This is a genomic window from Streptomyces sp. AC512_CC834 (genome assembly GCF_019049325.1).
GTDB lineage: Bacteria > Actinomycetota > Actinomycetes > Streptomycetales > Streptomycetaceae > Streptomyces.
This window is the reverse complement of record NZ_JAGMUO010000038.1, coordinates 24,658-36,690: the sequence shown is the minus strand read 5'-3', so window position 1 is coordinate 36,690 and position 12,033 is coordinate 24,658. Positions and strand designations below refer to the sequence as shown.

The following is a 12,033-nucleotide window of genomic DNA, read 5'->3' as shown; positions in this document are numbered from 1 at the left end:
ACGGAATGGATGTGCCGTCCATCGAGATGAGGGACTTCTGAGGTTGCCGCGCACCCGGCCGTGGCCCTCATCCCTCACATCCCTCCCCCACCCCCGCTGAGGGCAGCGTTCCCCGCGGGAAACAGTCGTGATGCCACCGGGTAACACCCGCACCGCACGCTCGGTGTCATGACCTCGAATACGCGTGTGGTGGTGATCGGCGCCGGACTGGCGGGCGTGACGCTCGCCCGGCGGCTCGGTGAGCTCGGCACGCCCGCGCTGGTCGTCGGCGACGAGGAGCACCGCCCGTACAACAGGGTGCTGCTCGCCGAGGTGCTGGCCGGACGGTACAGCCCCGAGGTGATCGCCCTGCCCGCGCCCGGCGTGCTGCTGCGCGGCCGGGTCACCGGCATCGACCGGGCCGGGCGGACCGTGCGGTGCGCCGACGGGTCGGTGATCGCCTACGACACGCTGGTCCTGGCCACCGGCTCCAACGCCGTGCTGCCGCCCCTGCGCGGCCTGTTCACCCCGGACCACGAGCTGCCCGAGGGCGTGCACGCGTTCCGGACCATGGACGACTGCCTGGGGCTGTCGAAGGCGGTACGGCCGGGGGTGCGGGCGGTCGTCATCGGGGGCGGGCTGCTCGGAGTGTCCGCGGCCCGTGCGCTGGCCGTGCGCGGCGCCCAGGTCGTGCTGGCCCAGCAGTCCGAGCGGCTGATGGAACGGCAGCTCGACCCGGCGGCCTCCGCGCTCGTCCGGCGCCATCTGGAGGGCCTCGGCGTCGAGGTGCACACCGAGTGCCGGGTACGGGACGTACGCAGCGTCGGCGGGGCGGTGCGGTCGGTGGAGATGGCCGACGGGTACGCCCTCGGCGCCGATCTCGTCGTCCTCGCCTGCGGGGTCCGGCCCCGGGTCGGGCTCGCGCGGGAGGCCGGGCTGGAGGTCGGCAAGGGCGTCCTCGTCGACGACGAGCTGCGCACCTGTGACCCGCACATCCGCGCCGTCGGCGACTGCGCCCAGCACGCCGGACGCGTGTACGGGCTGGCCGCGCCCGCCCTCGAACAGGCCGGCGCGCTCGCCGAGCTGCTCGCCGGGAGCGGCACCGCCCGCTACACCGGCACCCGGTCCCTGACCCGGCTCACTCTCACCGGACCCGGCAGCCCCTTGGGGCCGGACGTCCCCCTCGACCTCGCCGCGTTCGGTGAGACCGACCCCCGCCCCGGCGACGACGTCGTGCAGCTCGCCGACGCCACCCGGGGCACCTACCGCAAGGTCGTCGTCCGTGACGACCGGCTGGTCGGCGGGGTCCTGGTCGGCGAACTCGGCACCGTCGGCGCGCTGGCGCGCGCCTGGGAGGGAGCAGAGCCGCTCCCGTCCGACGGCGGCCCCCTGCTCCACCTGCTCACCAACGACGGAGGCTCCTGATGACCGCCACCCCGGGGCCCACCCCCACGATCGTCCTCGTCGGCCACGGCATGGTCGGCCAGCGCTTCCTCGAAGCCCTCGCCGAGCGCGGCCTGACCGCCACGCACCGTGTGGTCGTGCTGTGCGAGGAACCGCGTCCCGCGTACGACCGCGTCCAGCTCACCTCGTACTTCTCGGGGAAGACACCCGAGGACCTGTCGATGACCGACCCGGCCTTCATCACCGAGCACGGCATCGAGCTGCGCGTCGGAGATCCGGCGGAGACGATCGACCGGGAGGCGCGCAGGGTGACCGCCCGGTCGGGACTCGTCGTCGACTACGACGTCCTCGTCCTGGCCACCGGCTCCTACCCCTTCGTCCCGCCGGTGCCCGGCAAGGACGCCGAGGGCTGCTTCGTCTACCGGACGATCGAGGACCTGCTCGCCATCGAGGAGTACGCGAAGACGCGCGCGACGACCGGTGCCGTGGTGGGCGGCGGGCTGCTCGGTCTGGAGGCGGCCGGTGCGCTCAAGGGGCTCGGACTCACCTCGCACATCGTGGAGTTCGCGCCGCGGCTGATGCCGGTGCAGGTCGACGACGGCGGCGGCGCGGCGCTGCTGCGCACCATCGAGGACATGGGCCTGTCCGTGCACACGGGCGTCGGCACCCAGGAGGTCGTGACCGGCGACGACGGTGCCGTCACCGGTATGAAGCTGTCCGACGGTTCCGAACTCGCCACCGATCTCGTCGTGTTCAGCGCCGGTGTCCGGCCCCGCGACCAGTTGGCCCGGGACTGCGGGCTCGCGGTCGGCGAGCGCGGCGGCGTCAGCGTCGACGAGCGGTGCCGCACGGTCACCGACGAGCACGTGTTCGCGATCGGCGAGTGCGCGCTGGCGGCCGACGGCCGGGTGTACGGTCTCGTGGCCCCCGGGTACGAGCAGGCCGAGACGGCCGCCGCGACCATCGCCGCCCAGGACGCCTCCTTCACCGGCGCCGACCTGTCCACCAAACTGAAGCTGCTCGGCGTGGACGTGGCGTCCTTCGGCGACGCGCACGGCACCGCCGAGGACTGCCTGGACGTCGTCTACTCCGACTCCCGCGCGGGGCTCTACAAGAAGCTGGTCGTCGGGCGCGACGGCACGCTGCTCGGCGGCATCCTGGTCGGCGACGCGGAGGCGTACGGCACGCTGCGCGCCTTCACCGGCTCGGTCCCGCCGGTCTCCCCCGAGTCGCTCGTACTGCCCGCCGATGCCGGGGGCCCGGTCCAGCTCGGGCCGTCCGCGCTGCCCGACGACGCGGTGATCTGCTCCTGCCACAACGTCACCAAGGGCAGCATCCGCGGCGCGGTGACGGAGCACTCCTGCACGTCCGTGCCCGAGGTGAAGAAGTGCACCAGGGCCGGCACCGGCTGCGGCTCCTGCGTCAAGGTGCTCGGCCAGTTGGTCACCGCCGAGCTGGAGGCGAGCGGCGTCGAGGTCGACAAGGGCCTGTGCGGCTGCTTCGCCCAGACCCGCGAGGAGCTGTACGAGATCGTCCTCGCCCTGCGGGTCACCTCCTACCGCGAGCTGCTGGACCGGCACGGCCGTGAGGGCGCGCGGGGCGGTGAGGGCTGCGAGGTGTGCAAGCCGGCGGTCGGTTCGATCATCGCCTCGCTGGCCCCGGCGATCGGCGCGAGCGGCTACGTCCTGGACGGCGAGCAGGCCACGCTCCAGGACACCAACGACCACTTCCTCGCCAACCTCCAGCGCAACGGCTCGTACTCCGTCGTCCCGCGCATCCCCGGCGGTGAGATCGCGCCGGAGAAGCTCATCGTCATCGGTGAGATCGCCCGGGACTTCGGGCTCTACACGAAGATCACCGGCGGTCAGCGCATCGACATGTTCGGCGCCCGCGTCGAGCAGCTCCCGGTGATCTGGGCGCGCCTTGTGGACGCCGGCTTCGAGTCCGGGCACGCGTACGGCAAGTCGCTGCGCACCGTGAAGTCCTGCGTGGGGCAGACCTGGTGCCGCTACGGCGTCCAGGACTCGGTGCGCATGGCGATCGACCTGGAGCTGCGCTACCGGGGGCTCAGGTCCCCGCACAAGCTCAAGTCGGCGGTGTCCGGTTGCGCCCGCGAGTGCGCGGAGGCCCAGTCGAAGGACTTCGGCGTGATCGCCACCTCCAACGGCTGGAACCTGTACGTCGGCGGCAACGGCGGCGCCACCCCGCGCCACGCGGACCTGCTCGCGCAGGACCTCTCGGACGCCGAACTGGTCCGCCTCATCGACCGGTTCCTGATGTTCTACATCCGCACCGCCGACAAGCTGGAGCGCACCTCCACCTGGCTGGAGCGGATCCCGGGCGGCCTGGACCACGTACGGGACGTCGTCGTGCACGACTCGCTCGGCATCTGCGACGAGCTGGAGTCCCTGATGCGCGCCCATGTCTCGCACTACCGCGACGAGTGGGCCGAGACCATCAACGACCCCGAGAAGCTGGCCCGGTTCGTGTCCTTCGTGAACGCGCCCGACACCCCCGACCCGGTCGTGGGCTTCGTGCCCGAGCGCGACCAACTCAAGCCCGACCTGCCGCTGCTGAACATCGGCATGCGGCGCCCCGAAGCAGACCTAGAGAACGACCTCGAGAAAGACCTCCTGGAAGGAAGCACCCGGCGATGACCCTGGCACCCGAGACGACCGACCTCAAGGTCCGGCTGCGGCTGACGGACGACTGGTTCACGGCCTGCGACCTCGGCGCCCTGCTCCCCGGCCGCGGCGTGGCGGCCCTGCTCCCGGACGGCGGCCAGGTCGCCCTGTTCCGCGACCGGGACGGCGAGCTGTACGCCATCGACAACCGGGACCCGTTCACCGGCGCGGCGGTCCTCTCCCGCGGCCTGACCGGCACCCACCGGGGCCGCCCCTTCGTCGCCTCCCCGCTCCTCAAGCAGCGCTTCGACCTCACCACCGGGGAGTGCCTGGACGACGAGGCGATGCGGGTGGAGACGTACGAGGTGAAGGCCGCCTGACTCGACATTTCTTGACCGAGCGTTTCAATTAGACCTAGGCTGCACGCGTGGCCAGGACCAAGGAGTTCGATCCGGACGCCGCGCTGCGGGCAGCCCTGGAGCTGTTCTGGCGGCGCGGCTACGAGGCGACGTCCATGTCGGACCTCGTCGAACATCTCGGCATCGGGCGCGCCAGCATCTACGCGACCTTCGGCAACAAGCGCGAGCTGTACCTGAAGGCGCTGGCGCGCTACGAGGAGGGGCTGCTCCCGGACCTGCTCCAGGACCTGTCCCGGCCGGGCCCCGCCCTGCCGGGCGTGCGGTCCCTGGTGCGGCGCTACGCCGTCGAGGCGACCGTCGACGACCTGCGCCTGCGCGGCTGTTTCGTCACCAACACCGCGGCCGAGCTGGCCCCGCACGACGCGGTCGCCGCCCGGCGGGTCGAGCGCAACTGGGACCAGTTGGAGACCGTGCTGCACACGGCGCTGACCCGGGCCCGCGCCGAGGGCGAACTGCCCGCCGGCCGCGATCCGCAGGCCCTCGCCCGGATGCTGCTGGTCCTGCTCCAGGGCATGCGGGTGGTCGGGAAGGCCTCGCAGGACCCGGCCCGGGTGCGGGACGCGGCGGAACAGGCGCTGACACTGCTCGACCCGCTCGACTGAGACACCGGCGCACCCCTCTCCGGAGGGACGTTTTCGTGACCTCATAATGAACCGATCGTTCAAGAAAACCTGATTGACGCGGTCAAGAAAAAGGGGAGATTCATGACCACCCAGCGCTTCACCGACAAGGCCGCCCTCGTCACCGGTGCGGGCTCCGGCATCGGACGGGCCGTCGCGCTCGCCCTCGCCGCCGAGGGCGCGAACGTCGTCGTCTCGCCGGGCGCGGACGGGGGCCGCTCGACGAGACGGTGACCCTGATCGAGGCGGCGGGCGGCAAGGCGCTGGCCGTCACCGCGGACGTCACCCGGACCGCCGACGTGGAGGCCGTCGTGGATGCCGCAGTGGAGCGCTTCGGCTCCCTCGACGTGGCCGTCAACAACGCGGGCGTCTTCCGCGGCGGGGTACCCCTGGCCGAGCTGCCCGAGGAGGACTGGCGCACGCAGCTCGACATCAACGTCACCGGCGTGTTCCTCGCCCTGCGCGCCGAGGTCCGCCGCATGCGCGCCCAGCCCGGCGGCGGCGCCATCGTGAACATCGCCTCCACCTTCGGGGCGCACAAGCGCAGCCCGGGCGCCACGGCCTACGCGGCGGGCAAGGCGGCCGTGTCGGTGCTCACCCGGGGTGCCGCCCTGGACCACATCGCCGACGGTGTCCGTATCAACGCCGTCAGCCCCGGCGCCACGGCGACCTCCATGTCGCTGCTGCCCGGCGAGACGGAGGCGGGACGGGCCGAGCGGATGCGCGGGCAGACGCCGCTCGGCCGGGTGTCGGCGGTGGCGGAGGTCGCGGCGGCCGTGCTGTACCTCGCGTCGGACGACGCGGCGTCGGTCGTGGGCACCGACCTCGTGGTGGACGGCGGCCAGACGGCCTGAGCGCGCTCGGCTCCTGAACGCTCGGATCCTGAGCGCTCGGGACCTGAACGCCCGGGACCTGAACGCTCGGCTCCTGAGCGCCCGCGATCAGGGCTGCCGCAGCGCCTCGTAGGTGACGCCCGTCAGCCGCTCGGAGGCGGACCACAGCCGCTCCCCCATCGCGTCGTCGGTGGTCCAGGACGCCCGCCAGGACGGTACGGGCGTCCCGCGCCACATCGCGAAGGAGGGGCCGGTGAAGGAGTCGGAGGGGACGCCGGGCGCGGTCGCGGCGTACAGGACGGGCAGCGCGCCCGCCTCGGCGGGCTGGGCGACGACCCGGTTGCCGAGCCGCGCCAGCCGCTCGGCGAGCCGACGCCCCTCGGCGCGGGGTCCGGCGGTCTGCAGACCGGTCTCGGCGTATCCCGGGTGGGCGGCGACAGCGCGGACGTCCGAGGCGCCCTCGCGGGCCGCGAGCCGGCGCGCCAGCTCGTGGGTGAAGAGCAGGTTGGCGGACTTCGAGCGGGCGTAGGCGGTCCAGCGCCCGTACCGCCGGACACTGTTGAGGTCGCGCGGATCGACGTTGGCCAGGGCGTGCATGAAGCTGGAGACGGTCACGATCCGGGCGCCGGGTGTGGCGAGCAGGGTGGGCAGCAGCAGCCCGGTGAGGGCGAAGTGACCCAGATGGTTGACGCCGAACTGCGTCTCGAAGCCGTCCGCCGTCGTCCCGTGGGGCAGGGCCATCACCCCGGCGTTGTTGACGAGGAGATCGACCCGCTCGTACGGCAGTCCGTAGGAGAACTCCCGGACCGAGGCGAGGTCCCCGAGATCCAGCCGTGCCGCTTCCACGGCGGCGCCGGGCACCTCCCCCAGGAGGCGCTCCACGGCCGCGCTCCCCCGTGCCTCGCTGCGGCAGGCCAGCACGACGGACGCGCCGTTGCGCGCCAGTTCCCGGGAGATCACGTGACCGAGGCCGCCGTTGGCGCCGGTGACGACGGCGACGCGCCCGTCCAGGTCGGGGATGTCACCCGTGTTCCAGCCGGTCATCCGCGGCTCCTTCGCTGACTCCTTCGCTGGTCCGGACCCGTCTCACCGTACGCGCCCGGCACCCCTGAGCGGAGAGCTACCGTCCGGTCACGTCACGTTTACATCACGAGTCCTTCATAACTCCACCACATCTCGGGCACCTCAATAGCTTCGTCATCTCATATCCGTCGATCCACACCATTCCCGGGACTCTCGATGAACCTGCTCCGCAAGCCCGCCGCCGTGACCGTCGCCGCGCTGGCCCTGGCCGCCCTGCCGACCGCCGCCGCCCAGGCGCACGACGGCACCCACCCGTTCAAGAACTGCACCGAGGCGTACGACGCCGGCTACTCCAACATCCAGAAGGGTGACGAGCACTACGGCGCCCACCTGGACCGCGACAACGACGGCTTCGGCTGCGACAAGCCGCCCGCCGACTTCGTGCCCGCGAGCGACAAGGACACCGACGACGGCGCAGGCGCCGGCAGCGGGAAGGACTCCGGGAGCGACAAGAGCGGCGGGGACGAGGCCGCCGGGCAGCAGGGCCCCGACCTCGCGGAGACCGGCGGCGACGACAACACGCCGTACATCGCGGCCGCAGGCGGTGTCGTCGTGCTCGCCGGCGGCGGACTGCTGCTGGTGACCCGACGGCGCCGGAGCAACAGCGCAGCCTGACCCGGCGCGGGGCCGCCGGGGTGCCGTCCGCTCAGCGGCGGCGCTCCGGCGGCTTGAGACTGAAGGCGGCGCTGCTCAGCCAGCGCCGCGAGGCCCGGGCCACCGGGCGTTCGACGAACCGCTGCACGAGGTAGGCCAGCGCCACCAGCGCGGCGACGGTGATCCCGACCATCACCCACGGGTCGGCCCGGTCGCCGAAGTGGTGCAGGACGTTGACGCCGATGGTGTCGTGCAGCAGGTACAGCGGGAAGGTCAGGGTGCCCGCGACGGTCAGCCCGCGCCAGCGGATCCGGCTGGTCCAGCCGAGGGCGACGGCGGCGATCAGCAGGAAGAACACCGTGATGACCAGGACCAGCCAGCCGCGCCCCGGCTGCCAGGAGTCCCAGTTCAGCCGGCCCCCGTCGGGTGTCAGCAGGTAGTGCAGCGCCACCAGCCACGACATGGCGACGATGCCCCACAGCAGCGGGGTCGGACGGTAGCGGTACATGAGGTAGAAGGCCATGCCCGCGATGAAGTACGGGGCGGACGGCGGGTTCACCAGCAGCGTGAGCAGGTGGATGTCGGCACTGGGGGCCAGTACCGCGGCGACCGTCCACAGCCCGCAGTAGATCACCACGCGCTGGTAGGTCAGGCCCTTCCACACCACGACCGCGAAGGTCAGGTAGAAGCACAGCTCGGGCCAGAGCGTCCAGTAGACGGAGTCGAGGTCCTCCACGCCGAGCGGCGTCTGGAGCATCGTCAGGTTGGCGAAGATCACGCGCGCGGGCGGTTTCCCGAACGGGTCGCCGGCGATGAAGTAGATCACGCACGCCGAGATCGCGACGGCCGCCCAGTACATCGGGTAGAGGCGGGTGACGCGCGAGATGAAGAAGTCGCGCGGGGAACGGCCCCACGCGCTCATGCAGATGACGAAACCGCTGATCAGGAAGAACAGTTCGACGCCGAGCCGGCCGTAGGCGACGTACGGGTGCGCCGTGGGGAAGACGCTCTCGACGGGACGGCCCCAGATGGTCTCCATGGTGGAGGGCACCTGGCCGACGAAGTGGAAGACGACCACCGACAGGGCTGCCAGGAACCGGAGTCCGTCGAGTGCGGCGAGCCGGTTCCGGTGGACGGGAGGACCGGCCTCGGCGACCTTCTCCTCGGGACCGGTCCGTGGACCGGGCACTCCGGAGGCGCCTCTGTCCCTGGTCCCGTCCGGGGCGGTCGTGCCGGCCGGTTCCCTGTGATCCGTCTGGGTCATCCAACCACCGTTCCGGGTGTCCGCCGCTGTCCGCCGTCGCGGCTCTCAAACTTCGCTGACAGCTTCCTGCTGCTCACCGCAGAGCGATTCACACCGTTGAACGCGTCACAAAGGACGGGCGAAGGGCGGGCGAACGGCGCGCGAAGACCCACGGAACCATACGCGAAGACCGCGGAACAACACGCGAGAGGCGGCACCCCCGCACAGGGTGCCGCCCTTTCCCGTGATCCGGAGCCGCCGCCGATCGGTGAGGGTGGTCGGGTGACAGACGGCGGCTCCGGGGCCTGAGGCCCCCTTCGGGGGTTACCGGTGGTCGCTGCCCTTCGACCGGGAGGCCGCCCGGCCGGCCTCCAGACGGGCCACCGGGATGCGGAACGGGGAGCAGGAGACGTAGTCCAGACCCACCTCGTGGAAGAAGTGGACGGACTCCGGGTCGCCGCCGTGCTCGCCGCAGACGCCGAGCTTGAGGTCGGGGCGGGTGGCGCGGCCGGCCTTCGCCGCCGCGGCGACCAGGGAGCCGACACCGTCCCTGTCGATCGTCTCGAACGGGGAGACGCCGAAGATGCCCTTCTCCAGGTAGGCCGTGAAGAAGCTGGCCTCCACGTCGTCGCGGCTGAAGCCCCACACGGTCTGGGTCAGGTCGTTGGTGCCGAAGGAGAAGAACTCCGCGGCCTCGGCGATCTGACCGGCGGTCAGGGCGGCACGGGGCAGCTCGATCATCGTGCCGATCGACAGCTTGAGCTTCGCTCCCGTGGCCGCCTCCACCTCGGCGATGACCTGGTCGGCCTCGTCGCGGACGATCTCCAGCTCCTGGACGGTGCCGACCAGCGGGATCATGATCTCGGCGCGCGGGTCGCCCTTGGCCGCCTTGCGCTCGGCGGCGGCCTCGGCGATCGCCCTGACCTGCATGGTGAACAGGCCGGGGATGACCAGACCGAGGCGGACGCCGCGCAGGCCCAGCATCGGGTTCTGCTCGTGCAGCCGGTGCACGGCCTGGAGCAGGCGCAGCTCGTTCTCGTGCGGCTCCTGACGGGACTCGGCGAGCGCGACACGCACCGACAGCTCGGTGATGTCCGGCAGGAACTCGTGCAGCGGCGGGTCGAGGAGGCGGACGGTGACCGGGAGGCCGTCCATCGACTCGAAGAGCTGGACGAAGTCCTGCTTCTGGAGCGGCAGCAGCTCCTTCAGCGACTCCTCGCGCACGGCCTCGGTGTCGGCCAGGATCAGCCGCTCCACCAGCCCGCGCCGGTCGCCGAGGAACATGTGCTCGGTGCGGCACAGACCGATGCCCTGGGCGCCGAACCTCCTCGCCCGCAGCGCGTCCTCGGCGTTGTCGGCGTTGGCGCGCACCCGCAGCCGGCGCTTGCGGTCGGCGAAGGCCATGATGCGGTGCACGGCCTCGACCAGCTCGTCGGCGTCCTCGGCGCCCGCGTGCATGCGGCCCTCGAAGTACTCGACGACCGGCGACGGCACGACCGGCACCTCGCCCAGGTAGACCTTGCCGGAGGAGCCGTCGATGGAGACGACGTCGCCCTCCTCGACGACGTGGCCGCCGGGCACGGTCATCCGGCGGCGCTTGGTGTCGACCTCCAGTTCCTCCGCGCCGCAGACACAGGTCTTGCCCATGCCGCGCGCGACGACGGCCGCGTGGGAGGTCTTGCCGCCGCGCGAGGTCAGGATGCCCTCGGCGGCGATCATGCCGTCCAGGTCGTCGGGGTTGGTCTCGCGGCGGATCAGGATGACCTTCTCGCCCGAGCGGGACCACTTGACGGCCGTGTACGAGTCGAAGACGGCCTTGCCGACCGCCGCGCCCGGCGAGGCCGCGATGCCCCGGCCGACCTTCTCGACCTTCGCCTCGTCGTCGAAGCGGGGGAACATGAGCTGGGCGAGCTGGGCGCCGTTGACGCGCTGGAGGGCCTCCGCCTCGTCGATCAGGCCCTGGTCGACGAGCTGGGTGGCGATGCGGAAGGCCGCGCCCGCCGTGCGCTTGCCGACGCGGGTCTGGAGCATCCACAGCCGGCCGCGCTCGATGGTGAACTCGATGTCGCAGAGGTCCAGGTAGTGGTTCTCCAGCGTCTCCATGATCTGCATGAGCTGGTCGTACGACTTCTTGTCGATCTGCTCCAGCTCCGCGAGCGCGACGGTGTTGCGGATGCCCGCGACGACGTCCTCGCCCTGGGCGTTCTGGAGGTAGTCGCCGTAGACGCCCTGGTGGCCCGAGGCGGGGTCGCGGGTGAAGGCGACGCCCGTGCCCGAGTCGGGCCCGAGGTTGCCGAAGACCATGGAGCAGACGTTGACGGCGGTGCCGAGGTCGTGCGGGATGCGCTCCTGGCGGCGGTAGAGCTTGGCGCGCTCGCCGTTCCAGGACTCGAAGACCGCCTTGATGGCGAGGTCCATCTGCTCGCGCGGGTCCTGCGGGAAGTCCCGGCCCGCCTCGGTCTTGACGATCTTCTTGAACTTGGTGACGAGTTTCTTGAGGTCGGCGGCCTCCAGCTCGGTGTCGACCGCGACCTTCTTGGCCGCCTTCGCCGCCTCCAGCGCCTCCTCGAAGAGGTCGCCGTCGACGCCGAGGACGGTCTTGCCGAACATCTGGATCAGGCGGCGGTAGGAGTCCCATGCGAACCGGTCGTCGCCGGCCTGCTTGGCCAGGCCCTGCACCGACTTGTCGGAGAGGCCGATGTTGAGGACCGTGTCCATCATGCCGGGCATGGAGAACTTGGCTCCGGAACGCACCGACACGAGGAGCGGGTCGTCGGCCTGTCCGAGCTTCTTGCCCACCTTCGCCTCGAGGGCGTCGAGGTGCGCACTCACCTCGTCCCGCAGTGCCGCGGGCTCCTCGCCGCTGTCGAGGTAGGTCTTGCAGGCCTCGGTCGTGATCGTGAAACCGGGAGGGACCGGGAGACCCAGGTTGGTCATCTCGGCGAGGTTGGCGCCCTTGCCGCCGAGGAGGTCCTTGAGGTCCTTGTTGCCCTCGGTGAAGTCGTAAACGAACTTCGCTGCGTTCGCTACCTGGGGATCTTTGTTTTCCGACACGGGTCTCGACTCCTCGAGGACGCGGTGGCTGCCCTGACGGCGAGGAATGTACCCAGATCAAAGGCACCTGGGTACGTCCACTTGCGCGTCATACGCCTGTAACCACTCGTCCGCCAGCGGATCGAAAGTCAAGGCTTGGCAAGCGATCGGCCGCTTGTGTTTTCACTTCTTGAACGGACG

Annotated in this window: 8 protein-coding genes and 1 pseudogene; 6 read left to right on the top strand and 3 right to left on the bottom strand. The window is 71.4% G+C overall.

Going from position 1 to position 12,033, the window contains the following annotated elements; genetic code table 11:
• Nucleotides 1–168 precede the first annotated feature (168 nt).
• From KUM40_RS16295 to KUM40_RS16275, 5 genes and pseudogenes are all read left to right on the top strand, one after another.
• The gene (locus tag KUM40_RS16295; RefSeq protein ID WP_217166693.1) at nucleotides 169–1,404 is read left to right on the top strand and encodes an NAD(P)/FAD-dependent oxidoreductase; all 1,236 of its coding nucleotides are present in this window, start codon (nucleotides 169–171) and stop codon (nucleotides 1,402–1,404) included.
• Nucleotides 1,404–4,040, top strand: coding sequence for a nitrite reductase large subunit NirB (nirB, locus tag KUM40_RS16290; protein WP_217166692.1), 2,637 nt, complete (start codon nucleotides 1,404–1,406; stop codon nucleotides 4,038–4,040). The genes KUM40_RS16295 and nirB overlap by 1 nt, the downstream gene beginning before the upstream one ends.
• Nucleotides 4,037–4,387: a nitrite reductase small subunit NirD gene (nirD, locus tag KUM40_RS16285; protein WP_217166691.1), complete on the top strand. Its 351-nt coding sequence runs from the start codon at nucleotides 4,037–4,039 to the stop codon at nucleotides 4,385–4,387. Before nirB ends, nirD begins: the two co-directional genes overlap by 4 nt.
• Nucleotides 4,388–4,434: 47 nt before the next feature.
• Nucleotides 4,435–5,028: a TetR/AcrR family transcriptional regulator gene (locus KUM40_RS16280; RefSeq protein ID WP_217166690.1), complete on the top strand. Its 594-nt coding sequence runs from the start codon at nucleotides 4,435–4,437 to the stop codon at nucleotides 5,026–5,028.
• A gap of 102 nt (nucleotides 5,029–5,130) precedes the next feature.
• Nucleotides 5,131–5,900: pseudogene (locus KUM40_RS16275) on the top strand (SDR family NAD(P)-dependent oxidoreductase).
• A gap of 87 nt (nucleotides 5,901–5,987) precedes the next feature.
• Here the strand turns inward: KUM40_RS16275 and KUM40_RS16270 are convergent.
• Entirely contained in the window at nucleotides 5,988–6,923 is a 936-nt protein-coding gene (locus KUM40_RS16270; RefSeq protein WP_217166689.1) for an oxidoreductase, read from the bottom strand.
• Nucleotides 6,924–7,118: 195 nt separating this feature from the next.
• Here KUM40_RS16270 and KUM40_RS16265 point away from each other — a divergent pair, with 195 nt between their 5' ends.
• Complete coding sequence (locus KUM40_RS16265; RefSeq protein WP_217166688.1) at nucleotides 7,119–7,577, top strand: excalibur calcium-binding domain-containing protein; 459 nt, start codon at nucleotides 7,119–7,121, stop codon at nucleotides 7,575–7,577.
• A gap of 31 nt (nucleotides 7,578–7,608) precedes the next feature.
• On the opposite strand, the gene KUM40_RS16260 is transcribed toward KUM40_RS16265, so the two are convergent.
• Nucleotides 7,609–8,820 (bottom strand): acyltransferase, encoded by a 1,212-nt coding sequence (locus tag KUM40_RS16260; RefSeq protein ID WP_217166687.1) that lies wholly within the window; start codon nucleotides 8,818–8,820, stop codon nucleotides 7,609–7,611.
• 303 nt (nucleotides 8,821–9,123) lie between these two features.
• Nucleotides 9,124–11,853 (bottom strand): pyruvate, phosphate dikinase, encoded by a 2,730-nt coding sequence (gene ppdK, locus KUM40_RS16255; RefSeq protein ID WP_217166686.1) that lies wholly within the window; start codon nucleotides 11,851–11,853, stop codon nucleotides 9,124–9,126.
• Nucleotides 11,854–12,033: the final 180 nt, after the last annotated feature.

Bases quoted from the DNA above. Each gene is read 5' to 3' on its own strand.
- KUM40_RS16295 (WP_217166693.1), top strand. From the start codon at position 169: ATGACCTCGAATACGCGTGTGGTGGTGATCGGCGCCGGACTGGCGGGC.
- nirB (WP_217166692.1), top strand. From the start codon at position 1,404: ATGACCGCCACCCCGGGGCCCACCCCCACGATCGTCCTCGTCGGCCAC.
- nirD (WP_217166691.1), top strand. From the start codon at position 4,037: ATGACCCTGGCACCCGAGACGACCGACCTCAAGGTCCGGCTGCGGCTG.
- KUM40_RS16270 (WP_217166689.1), bottom strand. From the start codon at position 6,923: ATGACCGGCTGGAACACGGGTGACATCCCCGACCTGGACGGGCGCGTC.
- KUM40_RS16265 (WP_217166688.1), top strand. From the start codon at position 7,119: ATGAACCTGCTCCGCAAGCCCGCCGCCGTGACCGTCGCCGCGCTGGCC.
- KUM40_RS16260 (WP_217166687.1), bottom strand. From the start codon at position 8,820: ATGACCCAGACGGATCACAGGGAACCGGCCGGCACGACCGCCCCGGAC.